Origin of the sequence: Glutamicibacter sp. B1 (genome assembly GCF_039602135.1) — a bacterium.
GTDB lineage: Bacteria > Actinomycetota > Actinomycetes > Actinomycetales > Micrococcaceae > Glutamicibacter > Glutamicibacter ectropisis.
The window spans coordinates 811,309-828,521 of sequence record NZ_CP125942.1; the positions used below are offsets into that span (position 1 = coordinate 811,309).

Annotated in this window: 14 protein-coding genes; 7 read left to right on the forward strand and 7 right to left on the reverse strand. The window is 55.6% G+C overall.

Translation table 11 applies throughout. From position 1 onward, the window contains the following. The first annotated feature begins 19 nt into the window (after nt 1-19). Nucleotides 20-952, forward strand: a complete 933-nt coding sequence (locus tag QMQ05_RS03740; RefSeq protein ID WP_345473118.1) for a COX15/CtaA family protein — start codon at nt 20-22, stop codon at nt 950-952. On the opposite strand, the gene QMQ05_RS03745 is transcribed toward QMQ05_RS03740, so the two are convergent. Continuing rightward, nucleotides 943-1,404, reverse strand: a complete 462-nt coding sequence (locus QMQ05_RS03745; RefSeq protein WP_345473120.1) for a metallopeptidase family protein — start codon at nt 1,402-1,404, stop codon at nt 943-945. The genes QMQ05_RS03740 and QMQ05_RS03745 overlap by 10 nt on opposite strands. A gap of 100 nt (nt 1,405-1,504) precedes the next feature. Here QMQ05_RS03745 and QMQ05_RS03750 point away from each other — a divergent pair, with 100 nt between their 5' ends. Together QMQ05_RS03750 and QMQ05_RS03755 are read left to right on the forward strand one after the other, a co-directional pair. Next, nucleotides 1,505-1,891 (forward strand): DUF3499 domain-containing protein, encoded by a 387-nt coding sequence (locus QMQ05_RS03750; protein ID WP_345473122.1) that lies wholly within the window; start codon nt 1,505-1,507, stop codon nt 1,889-1,891. Nucleotides 1,892-2,072: 181 nt separating this feature from the next. Further along, nucleotides 2,073-3,593: a TIGR01906 family membrane protein gene (locus QMQ05_RS03755; RefSeq protein WP_345473124.1), complete on the forward strand. Its 1,521-nt coding sequence runs from the start codon at nt 2,073-2,075 to the stop codon at nt 3,591-3,593. Between the two features lie 88 nt (nt 3,594-3,681). On the opposite strand, the gene QMQ05_RS03760 is transcribed toward QMQ05_RS03755, so the two are convergent. Together QMQ05_RS03760 and QMQ05_RS03765 are read right to left on the reverse strand one after the other, a co-directional pair. Further along, complete coding sequence (locus QMQ05_RS03760; RefSeq protein WP_345473126.1) at nt 3,682-5,523, reverse strand: AMP-dependent synthetase/ligase; 1,842 nt, start codon at nt 5,521-5,523, stop codon at nt 3,682-3,684. A gap of 77 nt (nt 5,524-5,600) precedes the next feature. Continuing rightward, the gene (locus QMQ05_RS03765) at nt 5,601-7,211 is read right to left on the reverse strand and encodes a dolichyl-phosphate-mannose--protein mannosyltransferase (protein WP_345473128.1); all 1,611 of its coding nucleotides are present in this window, start codon (nt 7,209-7,211) and stop codon (nt 5,601-5,603) included. 68 nt (nt 7,212-7,279) lie between these two features. Here QMQ05_RS03765 and rsmI point away from each other — a divergent pair, with 68 nt between their 5' ends. Further along, a complete protein-coding gene (gene rsmI, locus QMQ05_RS03770) occupies nt 7,280-8,137 on the forward strand; it encodes a 16S rRNA (cytidine(1402)-2'-O)-methyltransferase (protein WP_345473130.1) in 858 nt (285 codons plus the stop codon). Between the two features lie 139 nt (nt 8,138-8,276). Then, entirely contained in the window at nt 8,277-9,764 is a 1,488-nt protein-coding gene (locus QMQ05_RS03775) for an NAD-dependent succinate-semialdehyde dehydrogenase (RefSeq protein ID WP_345473132.1), read from the forward strand. A gap of 75 nt (nt 9,765-9,839) precedes the next feature. On the opposite strand, the gene QMQ05_RS03780 is transcribed toward QMQ05_RS03775, so the two are convergent. The 4 genes from QMQ05_RS03780 to QMQ05_RS03795 all read right to left on the reverse strand — a co-directional run bounded on the left by QMQ05_RS03780 (nt 9,840) and on the right by QMQ05_RS03795 (nt 14,562). Continuing rightward, the gene (locus QMQ05_RS03780; protein ID WP_434063169.1) at nt 9,840-11,513 is read right to left on the reverse strand and encodes a transglutaminaseTgpA domain-containing protein; all 1,674 of its coding nucleotides are present in this window, start codon (nt 11,511-11,513) and stop codon (nt 9,840-9,842) included. Between the two features lie 73 nt (nt 11,514-11,586). Beyond that, on the reverse strand, nt 11,587-12,270 hold the full coding sequence (locus QMQ05_RS03785; RefSeq protein ID WP_345473136.1) for a transglutaminaseTgpA domain-containing protein: 684 nt from the start codon (nt 12,268-12,270) through the stop codon (nt 11,587-11,589). Further along, on the reverse strand, nt 12,270-13,589 hold the full coding sequence (locus QMQ05_RS03790; protein WP_345473138.1) for a DUF58 domain-containing protein: 1,320 nt from the start codon (nt 13,587-13,589) through the stop codon (nt 12,270-12,272). The genes QMQ05_RS03785 and QMQ05_RS03790 overlap by 1 nt, the downstream gene beginning before the upstream one ends. Nucleotides 13,590-13,599: 10 nt before the next feature. Next, nucleotides 13,600-14,562, reverse strand: a complete 963-nt coding sequence (locus QMQ05_RS03795) for an AAA family ATPase (RefSeq protein WP_345473140.1) — start codon at nt 14,560-14,562, stop codon at nt 13,600-13,602. A 210-nt stretch (nt 14,563-14,772) separates the two neighbouring features. On the opposite strand from QMQ05_RS03795, the gene QMQ05_RS03800 reads away from it, so the two are divergent. Further along, nucleotides 14,773-15,732: a TatD family hydrolase gene (locus QMQ05_RS03800; protein WP_345473142.1), complete on the forward strand. Its 960-nt coding sequence runs from the start codon at nt 14,773-14,775 to the stop codon at nt 15,730-15,732. Nucleotides 15,733-15,993: 261 nt separating this feature from the next. Further along, nucleotides 15,994-17,190 (forward strand): transglycosylase family protein, encoded by a 1,197-nt coding sequence (locus tag QMQ05_RS03805; RefSeq protein WP_345473144.1) that lies wholly within the window; start codon nt 15,994-15,996, stop codon nt 17,188-17,190. Nucleotides 17,191-17,213: the final 23 nt, after the last annotated feature.

Sequence of the window (17,213 nt, forward strand, 5' to 3'; positions counted from 1 at the left end):
TCACCAAGGAATAAGTTTTATGGTTACCCCCTTCGGCTGGCTAGCTAGCCGAATCACTTTGCAGCGCCGTTCCCTGCGCGCTGCGAGCCTGACCGCAATGATTGCTGCCATCTTGATCATCGTTGGTGGTGGCGTTGTCCGTGTGACTGGTTCAGGTCTGGGCTGTCCCGACTGGCCCGCGTGCACGCAGGGGTCTTTGGCCCCTACAGCTCAGATGGGCATTCACGCCACCATCGAGTTCGCGAACCGCTTGTTGACCACGGTGCTCTGCGCCGCGGTAGGTTGGGTGATTATTGCGGCCCGACTGCAGCGTGAGCCGGTACCGGGCATCACCCGCTGGGCCTGGGTTCAGTTCTGGCTGGTAGTACTCAACGCCGTGATCGGCGGAGTCACCGTGTGGGTCAAGCTCAATCCCTTCATGGTGGCCGCGCACTTCTTGGCAGCTACCTTGCTATTGACGGCGGCAGCCATCACCTGGGATAAAACGCAGAACTTGATGGTTAACGAACAACCGACCAGCACCGAGAAGCTGAAATCCCTGGGCACCATCATGCTGGCGCTCAACGCAGTGTTGGTCATTGTTGGCACTGCGGTGACCGGTTCTGGACCACATGCCGGAGACTCAGCTGACGTGCCCCGCATGGGATTTGATTGGCAGAGCATTACCGTGATCCACGCCGTGATCGCAGTTCTGGCCCTGGTAGTCGTCATGGTCATCTGGCGTACCGCGGAAGCACAACAAGTTCCTGGGGTCGTACGCAAAGCAAAAATGTACGTATTGGTCTTTGCCGGACAGGGCCTGATTGGGATTATTCAGGCACTGACGCACCTTCCAGAACTATTGGTGGTCTGCCACCTGGTGGGTTCAGCGTTGGTATGGATTGGCGCAGTCAGGTTGATGCTGGCCAGCCACGCACCACAACCATCGGTGACCGCCACGGCTCACTCGTAGTCGGGGTCATCCGGGAAATAAGAAGGGTCAATCTCGCTAATCGGTTTGACCCAGAGCTGTGCCACCTCATGCACGATGCACTGGTGAACCATGTCCAATAATTCTCCAGGGGTATCGGCAATTTGTTCGATGGGCAACCGAAAGATGATGATCTTCGCTCGCTCATGAGCCGAGGCTGGAACGCACGATGCCAAGGGGATCCGATCACCAATGGCCTGCGCCTGATCAATCAGCTTGTCGCTAGGAACCGGTTCAATCAAGAAGTCAATGAGTTCAATTCTTTGCGGCCAGCGTTCGGAGAGCCGCTGTGCACTGGCCATGACTGCGTCATCAAATCGTTCCTGTCGTGAGCGGTAGGCAGGAAGATGCATCGGAATCAATGGCCCCCGACGCCCCCGGCCATGACGATTGCGCCGTGGGCCGCTGGGTTGATTCGGCAACTTGGAGTTCATCACCTCAGCCTATCCCTTGCTCAGAGATTGGCAGCGTATCGCCCCGCAAATGCACGCCTAGATCCCAGCTAGTGAGCCTGCCACGAGTAGAATGGACAGCGTGGAAGGTCATCGTCTTTGTTCTCGCCCGGCTTGCCGTGAAGCAGCTTATGCCACCCTCACTTACGTTTATGCAGATTCAACGGCTGTATTAGGTCCACTGGCGACCTATCCAGAACCGCACTGCTATGACCTGTGTGCCCGGCACGCCAATCGCCTCACCGTGCCTAGCGGTTGGAATCTGATCCGCGGGGCCCTGCCTGAGGTTTTGGAACCAGAGGATGAACTGAACGCGTTAGTTGATGCGGTGCGCGATCGGCAGCCACAGTCCCGCGAACCCCGTCATGCCGCCAGCTCTCCGGCCGACTCAATCCGGACCCGAGAAAACCGCAATCAACGCTTTGACTCGCGAGTGCGTCTGGCCGTCCTACCGGATAAAGATCAGTAAGTTTCTTTTACAGAATTTTTCACCTGCGTTTGTGCTTGTGTCTTAGCCGAAACATGTTTTAGGTGTGGTAATCCGTCGTAACGGCCTGTCAGGTGGATATGCTGAAGGCGCGTAGGCCCTCAGCGGTTTGCCAATTACCCTAAAACATCACACCATCGCGCGAATTGCAGGAGGTCTGCTCATGGCTGAGGCGGCGAAAAACCCTACCGGAGGGCAAGGAAATGCGGGCGAGCCCGTATCTAATAGCCCTGAAGGTGCGCCAAAACCGAAGGCGTCTCTGAGCCAAAAAGCTGAAGAACTTGCTGCGCGATTAGAAGCCCACAAGAATCAGGCCCAAGCAGAAGCTGCTAGCGAAGCAGCGGAACGAGAAGCACGCAGGGAAGCAGTGCGACGGGCCATGTCGGGCAAGGCACAACCTTCGGCGAAGCCCGATGATGCCAAGGCTGCTGCCACGAAGCCCGAGCCGGCAAAAAAGCCAGAGCCAGCTAAGGGTGCACCGGCCAAACCAGCAACTCCGGCAAAATCTGCAGCGCCGGCTGCGACTCCAAAGCCTGCCGCAGCCAAACCTGCGGCCAAGGCCACGGCAGGTAAAGCAGCACCCGCCAAACCCGCAGAAGCCAAGCCAGCTGCCACAAAACCAGCCGCCAAGCCTGCGCCCGCAAAGCCAGCTGCTAAGCCGCAGGCCAAAGAACCAGTGGAAGACGTTATTCGCGCCATCAAGCTTCCTCATGAGATCGAGGCCGAAAAGCAGGCCAAGACTCAGAACGCAGCACCAGCAACCAGCGTTCAGCCACGGGTTGAAGAGCAAAGCACCACTGCCGAACAGCAGGTTCCGCCGGTATCGGTGGCTCCAAAAACCGGGTCACTTCCGACCACCAAAGCCGCTGTGGCACAGGCCCGCAACCGCGTCTTTGGTAGTTATGAGCCAGAACCTGAACGCTCGGAAGCCGCGGTGAAGCGACGCGTCGCCCGAGAGCGTGCCCTGAACTCCAAGCCACCACTAGGCCGCACCGTTCAGGTGATTGTGGCCCTGATCTTCCCGATCCTCACGCTGATCGCCGCGATTCGATTGATCGCAACTCCAGCGTTCTTGGCGATGTCCTACGCCCGCCCAGGATTCCCCAGCGACAGTTTTGGCTTCACCGATGGCCAACGACTGACCTACGGTAGCTACGGCGTGGACTATCTGAACAACTTTGCTGGCCCGGAGTACTTGGCCGGACTGAAGCTGCCGACCGGATCAACCATGTTCACCGACGGCGAGGTGCAACACATGGTCGACGTGAAGAACTTGATTGGCTTCGCCTACATCCTCGGCGTCGTCTTGGCGATTCTGCTGATTATCGGCTTGTGGTACCTGACAAAGCGTTATGCCGGGGGTGTGCGTCGTTCACTGTTCTCCGGGGCGATTTTGACCCTGGTCATGATTGCCGCACTTGCGGTGTCCGCACTGATGGGTTGGGAAACCTTCTTCACCCAGTTCCACGCACTGTTCTTCTCCCAAGGGACCTGGACCTTCAGCGTCAGCGATACGCTCATCCGGCTGTACCCAGAACAGTTCTGGATGGACAGCGCCATCGGCATCGCGGTAATCATCGTGGTCACGGTGCTTGTCGTATTGATCAGTTGCTGGCCAACGGGCCGTCGACGTGAAGCCTCCCGACTGCGTCAGGAAGCCCGAGCCTTTGGCCTCGGCAACTAGTAAATAGCGCATTAAACAGTTCAGGCGCCGCATCCGCGGCGCCTGAACTGTTTAAGACGTGCCTGAGCTGTGTCTCATCAGCAGCGGTCTACTTAGTGTAGAGCGCTTGGATCTGATCATCGAATTCATCGAGGACGCGCTGGCGTTTGAGCTTCAACGAATTGGTCAGGTGACCGGAAGCCTCGGTGAATTCCTCATCGAGGACCACAAACTTACGGATAGATTCTGCCTTAGACACCGTAAGATTTGCGGTGTTCACGTAGCTTTGAACCTCGGCAATGACCTCGGGGTGCACGGCAGCCTGCTCCAAAGTCAGTTTTCCAAGCCCCTTGGCTTTGCCCCAAAGAACCAGTTCTTCACGATCTAAGGTCACCATGGCGGTGATGAACGGACGTTGCTCACCCACGAGCACGCACTGGGCCACGATACGTCCTGCACGGACCATTTCCTCTAGGGGGCCGGGGGAGACGTTTTTGCCACCGGCAGTGACAATGAGTTCCTTCTTGCGTCCGGTGACCTTGAGGTACCCGTCATCATCTAGGAAACCGGTGTCACCGGTTTTGAAGTATCCTTCAGCGTCAAAGACTTCTGCTGTGGCCTTGGGATTGTTGTGGTAGCTGGAGAAGACACCAATTCCCTTGATCAGGATCTCGCCGTCCTCGGCAATCCTGACACTGGTTCCGGGGATAGGGCGTCCTACCGTGCCGACTCGGGTGCGGGAGGCCTGATTCACCGTGGCAGGTGCGGTGGTCTCGGTCAGCCCATAACCTTCGACCAGCTGAATACCGGCGCCACGGAAGAAGTGCGCCAGGTCTTCGTTCAGGGCACTGGCACCAGAAATCGCGTAGCCACACTCTCCGCCAAAGACGCCGCGTAGCTTTGGATACAGCACCTTGTTGAAGAGTGCATGGCGGGCACGAAGCGACAGTGGCATGCGTGTTTTGAGCCCGCGGGTTCGGGCATCACGGATTTTGGAGACCTCGATGGCGGTCTTCTCTGCCTTCAAAAATAGCTCTGCTTTGCCGCTGCTCTCGGCCGAGGCCAGTGCGGTGGTGCGAATCTTTTCGAACACGCGCGGTACTGCCAGCAAGAATCCAGGCTTCACGGCTGCCATATCTTGAACGAGGTTGGCCATGGAGCTGGAGTGAGCAATGATCGAGCCACCGTGAATACAGGTCTGCTGTACGGCACGGGCTAGCACGTGGGCCAGCGGCAAGAACATCAAAGTAGGACGGTGATCGCCAAGGATATCGAGCATGTGCCCGGCCAGGTTATGGGCAACCATCGCGAAGTTAGAGTGGGACATATTGCATCCCTTGGGGCGTCCTGTGGTGCCAGAGGTGTAGACCATGGTGGCTACATCATCGAGTTTCATCGAGGAACGACGGGATTCGATGAGCTGCTCATCAACTTCTTGGGGATCTACCAATAAGTGATGTAAACCGGCCGAAGGGATCAGTGACTTATCGTCCCGGTCTGATCCTTCAAAAATATGGACGCGAACTTCTTCGCCCAATTGCGCCACGGCCTGACGCACATTGGCGCGCAAGTCATGATCTTCAGCGAAGACGACGCGGGCTGAAGAATCGCGCAGGATCCATTCGATCTGAAAAGGGCTAGACGTTTCGTAGATGGGCACTGAGACGCCACCAGCAAACCAGATCGCTTCTTCTGCCAAGGCCCACTCGTAGCGCGTGCGCGAGACGATCGCGACCTTGTCTCCTGGCTGAAGCCCGTCGTTGATCAGGGTGGTGGCCAGTCGTTTCACATCCCTCAGGAAGTCTCTTGCATTCACATCATGCCAGGTGTCCTCACGCTGCACACGAAACAACGGTTGGTCTGCACCTGCTGCGACCCGATCGAGGAGAAGATTCGTCGTATTAACCTCTGGCGCTAACTCAGTAAGTAGCTCGACTGATACTTCTTGCATGGAAGACAAAATCCTTTGGGAATCGAAACGGTCAAAGTGGCCTAATTCATGGCATAAGCACCAGTGTGTAGTGTTGTTTAGCCCCAGCTAGGGATCCACACGTGCATTCGCCACAGGTCATCTGCAATCATTTGTCCCGACCAAATTGACCAGAAGAAAGCCGAAGTGAGTAGGAACAACACCATCACGAGGGTGACTACGATAATGCGTGCTCGGTAGACGGGACCACTGTTTGGCTCACGCGGAATGAACCTGCCAATCATATACGTCAACGAAAGAATCATGAACGGAACCAACGGCAGGGTGTAGAAGAAGAACATCGTACGTTCTGGATACATCAGCCACGGCAGGAAGCCAGCCACAGCCGAAGACAAGATCGCACCGGCACGCCAATCGCGGGCGCCGATCCACCACAGGATCAACAAGAACATACTGATGGAGCAAGCCCACCACAACAGAGGGTTGGGTAGGTCTGTAATGACTTCGGTGCAACGCTTCAGATCGCAACCGTTCACGCCCTGGTCGTAACCTTCAAAGTAGAACAGCACTGGGCGGCCGGCAAAAGGCCAAGTCCATGGCGAGGACTGCCAGCCGTGTTCTGAGGTCAGTCCAGTATGGAATTCATAGCCTGCCTGGTGATAGTGCCACAGCGACCGCAACGGTGCGGGCAGCCAACTGACCCCTTCACCGGGGTGCTCTTTCGCCCACTGTCGATAGCGTCCACCGGAAGTGATTAACCAACCAGTCCAGGTCGACAGGTAAGTGATGAGCATCAGCGGAATCATCGTGAAGAACGAGTAGATTCCATCGCGGGTGAAAGCTGCCCGCTGCCAGTGGTGGATCCCCGCGGTGCGCCGTGCAGCAAAGTCCCACAGCACTGCCATAATGCAGAAAACAGCAACAAAGGACAATGCTGACCATTTGATACCCACAGCGCCACCGAGCATCACCGCGGCAACTAGTCGCCAGGGGCGCCACCAGATCATCGGGCCTTGGGCGAGCAGGAAGTCATCGGGCCTATTACCAGCAGGCACGGAAAGTTTTTTAGCTAATTGGGTGCGCCCGTGAACTCGGTCCTTGAGCAACGCATAAAACGCTGCGATCACGAAGAACATCAGGAAAATATCCAAGAGCGCGGAACGCGACATCACGATGGAGTGACCGTCGATGGCCATCAAGAGCCCTGCGATACCGCCCAAGGTATGTGAACCGAAAAGCAATCGAGCGCACAGGGTGACAAGCAGTACCGAAAGGGTGCCGAAGAGAGCAGTACTGAATCTCCAACCGAAGCCGTTGAAGTCACCGAAGAGCAACATCCCCAGGCCGATGAGCCACTTGCCTAAGGGCGGATGTACGACAAAAGATGGGTCGTTCGTCAGCTGCGGATCACCGGCGATGAACTGTGCGTCGCTATCGTCAGCCCATTCGCGTTCATAACCACTTTGCAACAGTGAGAACGCGTCTTTAACGTAATAGGTCTCGTCAAAGATCAGCATGTGCGGATGCGCAAGATTAACAAAACGCAGGAGGCCGGCCAGCAACGTTACCGCTAGCGGGATGATCCACAGCAGTGGTCCGCTGAGCGTAACGGTAGGGAGAAGCCGCTGTTTCAGGCTCTCGAAAGTGAAGGCCTGTCGCATGGAGCGAACGTGGCCAGTATCCGCGGAGTTAAGAGTCGAGATGCCCATCACCAAATCATGCTACCGGCGTAAGCGGAGGAATGTGGTCTTTTCGTACTTCGCGTAGGCTTAAGATTGTGCAGATCTCAGAGAATGAGGGCGTTATCGTCCTCGGTGCTACCCCAATTGGCAATCTATCCGATGCTTCGCCTCGTCTACGAGAGATAATGGCCAGCGCGGATATTATCGCGGCCGAGGATACGAGGAACTTCCATCACCTGGCCCAAGCGCTGGGAATCAAGATCACTGCCAAGGTCATGAGTCTTCATGAGCACAACGAAGCACACAAACTTTCAGAAGTCATCGACCTCGCCGCCCAAGGGGCCACCGTACTGGTTGTCTCCGACGCCGGAATGCCCGCCGTATCTGATCCCGGCTACCCGCTGGTGGCTGCCGCACTGAGTGCCGGTATTCGGGTGACTGCGGTGCCGGGGCCATCGGCTGTTCTCACCGCACTGTCACTATCGGGGCTTCCCACCGGACGTTTCACCTTTGAAGGGTTCTTGCCACGCAAGGCAGGGGAACGACGCAAGCGACTGGATTCTTTGCTGAGTGAAGAACGCACGATGGTGTTTTTTGAAGCCCCACACCGCCTCAGCGATTTCCTAGAAGCAGCCATCGAAGCCTTCGGTGAAGACCGCCAGGCAGCGGTCGCCAGAGAATTGACCAAGAAGTTTGAAGAGGTCCGTCGCGACTCTCTCGGTGCGCTGAAACAATGGGCTGAAGAAGGGGTCCGGGGCGAGATTGTTGTGGTGGTCCATGGTGCGCAAGCAGCAGAGCCTGCCACGGTTGAAGAGCTCTTGCCCAAGGTCGCTGAACTGGTGGAGCAAGGTACTCGAATGAAGCAAGCTGTTGGTGAAATCGCTGAGAAGTTCGGTGTGAAAAAGCGCGATCTTTATGAAGCTGTTTTGGCGCAACGTCACGAAGCGGATTAATAGCGAAATTCGCATAGGCTGATTGCACAATGAATCTGCGCTTTTATAGTGCACAGGGCGATTTACAGTTCGCTTGTGCCGAGAATAGCGTAGGCATCAACGACGATTAGTTTCATTTAGAGTTTCAGGAGATGCGCGTATGTCGATCACTGCCCAGCGCGAAGCAGAACTGCTTGCAAAGGTTCCAACCGGTCTTTTGATCAATGGCGAATGGCGCGATGCCTCGGATGGCGGCACGTTTGACGTGCTGGATCCAGCCACCGGAGAAAAATTGCTGACCCTGGCCAGCGCTACGAGCGAAGATGCTCTGGCCGCCTTGGACGCAGCTGATGCAGTTCAGGCTGAATGGGCTTTGACCGCACCACGCGAGCGTGCTGAAATCTTGCGCCGCGCCTTTGACCTGGTCACCGAACGCAAAGATGACTTTGCCCTGCTGATGAGCCTAGAAATGGGCAAGCCACTGGCTGAGGCCTACGGCGAAGTGACCTATGGTGCAGAGTTCCTGCGCTGGTTCTCCGAAGAGACCGTGCGCCACTATGGCCGCTACGTCACCACCCCTGAGGGCAAGAACAAGGTTCTCGTTCACCACAAGCCAGTAGGCCCATGCCTGCTGATCACCCCATGGAACTTCCCGCTGGCAATGGCTACCCGCAAGGTTGGCCCAGCAGTAGCCGCAGGTTGCACCATGGTGCTCAAGCCAGCCAAGCTGACCCCACTGACTTCCCAGCTGTTCGCCGCCACCATGATGGAAGCTGGCCTGCCAGCAGGTGTGCTGAACGTGGTTTCCGGTGCTTCAGCCTCGAAGATCTCCGGCCCATTGATGCAGGATGACCGCCTACGCAAGGTCTCATTTACCGGCTCCACCCCAGTGGGCAAGCAGCTGATGAAGGATGCTGCAGACAAGGTACTGCGCACCTCGATGGAACTGGGTGGTAACGCTCCATTCATCGTCTTCGAAGATGCTGACCTGGATGCAGCGGTTGAAGGCGCCATGGCAGCGAAGATGCGCAACATGGGTGAGGCTTGCACCGCAGCGAACCGTTTCTTGGTTCACGCCGATGTTGCCGAAGAGTTCACCGCGAAGTTTGCTGCAGCGATGAAGGCGCTGAAGCCAGGTCGCGGCACCGAAGCCGACACCACGGTAGGCCCACTAGTTGAAGAGAAGGCTCGGGACGAGGTTCACGCCTTGGTGGAAGCCGCCGTCAGCGCTGGCGCAACCGCTATTACCGGTGGCGCACCAGTAGAAGGCCCAGGCTACTTCTACCAGCCAACCGTGCTGGCTAATGTTGCTAACGATGCCAAGATCCTGACCCAGGAAATCTTCGGCCCAGTGGCCCCAGTAACCACCTTCACCTCGGAAGAAGAAGCCATCAAGCTGGCTAACTCCACCGAGTACGGTTTGGCGTCCTACATCTACTCGCAGGATTTCAACCGCATGTTCCGCGTTTCGGAGCAGATTGAATTCGGCCTGGTCGGATTCAACGCCGGTGTCATCTCCAACGCTGCAGCACCATTTGGTGGCGTGAAGCAGTCCGGCCTGGGTCGTGAAGGCGGCGCCGAAGGTTTGGCTGAATACACCACCGTGCAGTACATCGGTATCGCGGATCCATACGCAGCCAAGAAGTAATTACTAAGCATCAAACGATGCTCATAGACAGTTCAGGCCCAGCCATTTGGCTGGGCCTGAACTGTCTTAAAGACATTATTTACCAGTGGACTGCTGAACTTTTCTCCTGTCACCCGGTGCCGAATTCACGGACTTAGGGAAAAGGAAACTGAGGATTCGACGGCCCAACGGCAGCTGGCGTCGAAGCTGATTTTGGACCTCATGTAAGGCGTCCAAAAGTCCTGGGGCATCCTGCTCTTGCACATGGTGTGAGGCATAGAAACTGAGCTCGATAGCTCGTTGGAGCATACTCAATTCTTTGGTGAGTCCAGGATGGTCATCGGCCAGTCGCACAAGGTAGTCTCCCACCGATTCGTGGACTCCACACGGAACTGAAGCATCCATTCCGACGCTGAGCAGTTCGTTCCACAGCGCCTGCGCAGATTCCTGATTTCCTGCCCGGATCACCTCTAAGCGTTTTTGTCTTGCCCGATGCCGGCGCCATGGTGCGATACATAATCCTGCAATGACCAACAGAATAATCAGTTGGGCAAGCCAGATCGCGGTACTGTCATCGCTACTCTGTGTCCCCGCCGTAGCTTGTGGCGTTTCGGACGGCGATTCGGAACTTGATGGGGTGCTACGCGTAGTGGGTACTTCAGGTGCAGTACTTTCCTGTTCAGTGACGGCTCGTGTAGGTTCCGGCGCGTAAGTTGGCGTGTAGCCACGCCCTGGAGTTGGCTCGAAAGGAACCCAGCCAATACCGTCCAAGTACAACTCTGGCCACGCATGAGCCTGCTGCCCACTGACGGTATAGCCTTTGAGCTCGGTTCCCGTTTCAAGGCTGTTGGTCAGCGCACTGGCCGCCTCAGAACTGTCAGTCGTGATGGATTCGCCGGTGGCAACACCTGGGGCATAGCCCACGGCAATACGTGATGGGATTCCGGCTTCACGGGCTAGTAAGGCCATAGCCGATGCGAAATGCACGCAATACCCCTGACGGCGAGCAAGGAAGGCTTTGACTACTTCGGCGTTGGCTCCGTCGTATCCTTCCCGAAGGGGAGTGCGTTCGGAGTATACGAAATTCCCTGAGCGGAAGAAATCTTGGAGGGCGACTGCTTTTTCCAGATCAGTTCTGGGGGAACTGCCCTGTTTGTAAGCTTCCTGAAGAGTTTCGTCTAGCAGGGATTGCAACGTATTGTCAGGATCTTGGGGAAGCTGGGTGTAATCATCAGCGATGAAAGTATCTTGGCCTTCGACCAGCTGATTAAGGTATTCAACGACTTGTGGGGTGACGTTCAGTTGTGAGTAGGCGACTGAAACGTCATTCGTTGCGCTTAGAGCGTCGCCGCTGAGGCGGGCGGTGGAGGTTTCGTGGGTCCACGTCCAATCGCCGACAATGCCGTTGACCAGGTAACTGCGGTCAGGCAGGGGCAACAGCGGATTTCTATTACCTTTGGGCCAGGTCATCTGCAGAACTTCTTCGGTGCTACTGAACGTTGAGAAATTGTTGTTTACCGCAACGTCGCCATAGTAGTCGGAATGAAAGAGTCCTTCGCTCGGCTCCCAGCGTTCACCGGTGAGGTTCCTGATGACCTGCGTGCGTAGGTAAGGCGCCTGATCTGCCGTCGTGTAATAGGTCAAGAACGGGTCGGATCCATTGGACCGAAGGTCTCGGCCCAAATTGATTAGTGGGTCAACATTGTTGGCTAGTAAGTCCCCGGAAGGGCGTTGGCCTTCGGGGAACATTCCGGTGCGGAAACCGGGCATCCAGGCACTTGCGGCGACTAATGATCCAACACAGGCCAGCACCGTGATACCAAAGATTCCCAGCGTCTTCGGCTCAGCGATAGTCCGTCCAACTTGATGACCTGGAGTTGTGTTTGAAGATGTGGGGTAACAAGGCCACAAAACCCAAGATCCCGATAAGCAGAAGCGCGAGGTAACCGATTCCCGCTCCCTCTTGTTTGAATAAGGAAGCAACTATCGGGGCGAAAGACAACACAATGATGGATAACAAGGCGGTACGGCGGAAAGTAGCCAAGAGTTCCACGATGAGACTGACGCACATCGCTAGGACAAGAACGGCGAAGTCTACGTAAATGGAGCTGGCTACCGGAGGAACTTGTGTAGCTAATTGGATCCCCGCCTCTGACAGAGCGGAGAAGAACCATTGTGTAGCCGAGAAACCATAGGTATTTGCGGTCATCGCATCGTGGTTAGCGATGGCAACGATGGCGGCCAAAACCGTAGCAGGCAGCGCCAGCCAACGAATGACACGAACGCTTCGGATGAGAGCGCCGAGCAGATGAATGGTAAAAACCGGTAGGAGTAAGTAGGGGAACCATGAGAATCCCTCAACGACCCCGGTAAGAGATGCAGTCCCGGCCAAGACGGCCAATGCCAGACACACTGCGGCCAATACCCGTGGGAGGAGATTTGCTATCACCGGAGTCTGAGGCATCTTTCGACTCTCTTGATCATCGGCGCGTTGTGGTGTTGGGGTGTCCGTTATCTGCGTAGTCATTATGCGCCCCACATCTGTTCCGCACCGAGAGATCCAGAGAGCAAATGAACTTTCCACCCGGTACCGGCGAGTTCTTGATGCACCGCATCGTATCTTTCCGGATGTGCTACAAGTAGGAAGATCTCAGCATGACGTACCGTGCGAGCCAAAGTAGCGAGCCTTCGCGCCTGGCCAACGGTGAGCTCTCCAAGGATCATGATGACTGGTTCGTCGCGGAACGCTAATAGCTCCTTATGCAGTTGGTCGCTGAACAGCTCTGAGGAAGTAGCATCAATCCCGTCATTATTCAGGGATAAGTCAGCAGTGGCAGCATGGAACAAATCGAAGTTTGATTGGGCGATGACATCTGATGTCGCTTGCTGATGCTGTTCAATCAGTGGGGTTCCACTGAGATCACGGAACGAGAGCTGATAGCCGCTGCTGGCATAGCGTGAACCAATACTGCTTGCTAGGCACAGCGCAGTTTCAAAGCGGCGACTGCTCGGGAAGTCTTCGTTCCTGCCCGGGATGGAAAGCCTAAGATCAACACCGCTGTGGCACCAATGCTCAAAAGTAGTGTCCAAGATCAGCAGTGCTTGAGCCGTGGCGACGTTGTTTTCTTGTCGGACCATGAGTTTGCCTTGACGGGCGCTGGCTTTCCAATGGACCTGCCGAATGGAGTCACCCTGTTGGTAGTCGCGGATGGCGACGTCGTAATAGTCTGCGGTAGTGCTCCGTGAATGTCGGGCGTCTCCGGTGAGTAACTGCTCACCAAGAGATGCGAAACGGTGCAGGTCAATGAGTTCGGACCGGACAGGGACGTCCAAAGTTTCGCCGGTGTTGACCAGTCCCTTGACCAGTCCTAAAGAGTCGGAGACAACCTGTTGGGCAGGTCCTAGTTGGTGAATTCCTCGTGTACCAAAGATGAGCTCATATTCCAGATCGCCGGGAGAGTCTAGGACCGGGCCAGGCCCGAAACTTTCTGGAAGTTGTTCTTGGATCATGGCCTGTTCTGAACAGTGCAATTGAACTTTACAGACTTCCCCGACGCTGGGATTCGTGGAGAGTAAGCGTCGCTGGACTCTAGTGCGTCCACGCAGGCTCAGGGTGAAAAACCAGCTGACTACCGCTAAGACAATCAGGCTGATACCCAACGCCATGAGTTCATGGCGGCCTAAAAGGTGGGCCAAAAATACTAGGAGGACTCCGGCACCCAGCGTGCACCATCCACGTACGGTCAGTAGCTCAAGACGTAAGCGCCGTAGTACTGCTGGGCTAGAGCTTTGAGAACGAACCCACGACAAAGCATTGCGCGAGTCGAAACGAGGAATCTTCTCCATCAGAGGTCAGCTAGCTCACCGGTGTGCTGGCGAGCAGCTCCTGAATGAGGTCTTGGGTATCCACCCCATCGGCAACAGCACGTCGAGTGAGGATCAGACGATGATTGAGCACCATCTGTGCCACGCTGCGCACGTCTTCTGGCAGCACGTGGTCCCGGCCATTAATGGCCGCGCGCGCTTTGGCAGCCCGAACCCACTGGATCAGTGCGCGCGGTGAAGCACCGAGCTGGATGTGTGGATGGTTTCTGGAAGCTCGCCCCAAATCCACAACATAGGAACTCAAGCGTTCGGTGACGGTGACCGAGCTGACCTGTTCGATCATCTGCTGCAGATCAGACAGCTGTAAAACGGGGGATAGGGTTTCCAGCGGCTCGTGATGGTGGTGGCCGGTGATCATCGATATTTCGGCCTCCCGCTGCGGGTATCCCAAAGAGATACGTCCCATGAAACGGTCGCGTTGCGCCTCGGGCAGAGCAAAGGTTCCTTCGGAATCTACTGGGTTCTGGGTAGCCACGACCATAAACGGTTGTTCCAAAGGGTGCGTGATGGAATCAACGGTAACCTGAGTCTCTTCCATACACTCAAGCAAGGCAGATTGTGTTTTGGCGTTGGCACGGTTGATTTCATCGGCAATGACGATGTTGGCGAAAATCGGGCCGGGATGAAAGGTGAACTCGTGAGTTTGTGGCGAATAGACAGAAACGCCGGTCACATCACTGGGTAGCAAATCAGGCGTGAACTGGATGCGGTGCACCGAACCATTCACGCTCTTGGCCAACGATTTGGCCAACATGGTCTTTCCGACGCCCGGAACATCTTCTAGCAGCAAGTGTCCTTGGGCTAGAAGTACCGTAAGAGCATTAGTGATGGCCTCGGGTTTTCCCGTGATGACTTGCTGTACTGCGTCAAAGATACGTTGGCAATTTGATTGGAACGTAGAATCCAGCGATGGCATCGTCGGGTTCGCACTCATTCGAAGTTCCTCCTGCGCAATGGTTCAGCCGCGAGATACTTCGCATCTTGAGGCGTTCAACAGACTCTTGATGATTATCATATGGGCATCTTTTATCCAACAGAAGAGGCTTATCTGGCCCGTGCCGGAGATTGATTGGAGCAGAACTCTGTGTTGGTGACACAATAAAACGAGCAGTGGGTAGCAGTTATATCAGCGCAAAGGATTACCGTGTCAAAGAAGAAGTCGGACACCGACATCACTCGAGTTCCCGAGGCATACCGCCCTAGTGAATCTGAGGAACTGGCAGAGCAAGCGGGCCGTGCGCGCAATGCCAACAATGAAAAGGGTGGGAGCAAGGGAAACTTGCAGTACCCCGAGGCGCCAGAAGCACTTCCTGTGGCTGTAGTCGACAACCACACCCATTTAGATTTTCTCGACGGCACCGTGAAAGTATCTGTACCGGACGCACTGGCCGCAGCCAACGCTGTCGGGATTAAAGGACTTATTCAGGTGGGATGCGATGTGCCTTCTTCCCAATATGCGGTGGAAGTAGCCAACGAGTACTCAAATATCTTGGCGGCGGTCGCGATTCACCCCAACGATGCGGCCCGTCTAGCTGAGCGTGGCGAACTGGGCAACGCCATCAAGAGCATCGAAGAACTCGCATCAAACCCTCGCGTTCGTGCACTGGGCGAGACCGGACTCGACTACTTCCGCACCGCAGAAGATGGTCGCGATGCTCAAGAACATTCTTTCCGTGAACATCTGCGCATTGCCGTCGAACAGGATAAAGCTGTCCAGATTCATGATCGCGATGCGCACGAGGACGTTGTCCGAGTACTCAAGAGCTCACAATTACCGTCAAAAGTCGTGTTCCATTGCTTCTCTGGCGATGAAGACTTGGCAAAAATCTGCAACGACAATGGCTGGTACATGTCATTCTCCGGAACAGTGACCTTCAAAAACTCGCACGGTTTGCGGGCCGCACTAGAAGTGGCTGACCCACAGCTACTACTTGTGGAAACCGATGCCCCATTCTTGACCCCACACCCTTACCGTGGACGCCCCAATGCCAGCTACATGATTCCGTATACGGCTCGGTTCATGGCGCAAACTAAGGGTGTTGATCTCGCCGAGTTCTGCACACAAATTGATGCGAATACTCGCGAGGTGTACGGGGAATTTTAGACCCGCAAGCTGTGCCTCTCCTTACAGGACACTTGCCACGAATATAACAATTCGGTTACGGTGGATGAGATGTTTGAGATCTTTCCTGCCTTCTTTGAGGGTAGTGGCGGGTCTAGGCAGCCTGATCCTCGCACCTTGTTGCATCCGGGAAAGACGGCATAGACAGATTGATAAATGGGCAGCGAGGGCTGCTGGGCTCGACGAGAATGACTGAAATAGTTTTCAGGGCGTGAGCCAATAAACGATGGGGATCTCACTACCGTGACTCACTTGCTCAAGAAAAGCTGGGTGAAATACCTGGCCCAGGCGCTCGCCGTGGCCGTGGTTATCGCCGGCGCCGTCTTTTATGTTGCTGGCCAAAAGTCGGTCATTATCTCCGTCGACGGGGATGAACAAGAAGTCACTACCCGAGCCGCAACTGTCAGCGCCCTGCTGGACCAGCAGGAAATCTCGCTGGATCAACGAGACGAAATCTCAGCGTCCCTAGATTCCAGTCTTTCCGATGATCAGAAGATCGATATCAAGCGCAACAAATCCGTTGAGGTGACCGTTGATGGCACCGAGCGCGTAGTGCACACCACGGGAATGACCGTGGCAGATGTGATCGACCAGCTAGACCTTAAAAAGGGTTCCGAAGTTTCCCTCGATGAAAACATGGAACTGAGCGCGTTGAGCGACCAGCTCGAAGTGATCACTCCGCAAGATCTCACCTTAATTGTGGATGACAAGAAGAAGACCGTTTCCACCACCGCATCAACCGTCAAGGAGCTGCTAGCTGAGCAGAACATCAAGGTTGATGACAATGATGAAGTCAACGTCAAAGCGGATGATGAGACTGACAAGAACGTCAAAGACAGCACCGCCATCAAAGCCGGCGTAGAAGTAGAGGTCATCGAGGTCAACGTTAAGACGTGGGACGAGACTCGCGACATCGACTTCGACACCAAAAAGGTCAATGACAAAACTTTGGCTAAGGGTGACACCGAAGTGAAGACCGAAGGTGAAAAGGGCGAGCGCGAACTCACCCTCCGCCAGGAAACCCGCAATGGCAAGAAGGGCGAGGAAGAAGTCCTCAAGTCCAAGGTGACCAAGGAACCAGTGGCAGAAGTCATCAAGGTGGGCACCAAGGTAGAAGAAAAGAAAGAAGAGAAGCAGGACGACGAGAAAAACTCTGAATCCTCTTCTAAGAAATCGGCTGACACCAGCAACATTTCGGCAACGTGGAAAGCATTGGCCAAGTGTGAATCCGGTGGTAACTGGTCCATTAACTCCGGTAACGGATACTACGGTGGTTTGCAGTTCTCGGCTTCGTCGTGGCGAGCAGTTGGCGGTACCAAGTACGCACCTCTGCCACACCAGGCCACCCCACAAGAGCAGATCGCAGCGGCTGAAAAGCTTCGCGCTTCCGGCGGCTGGGGACACTGGCCAGCTTGCTCGGCAAAGCTGGGCCTGCGCTAAAAAGCAAGAAACCTAACGACGCG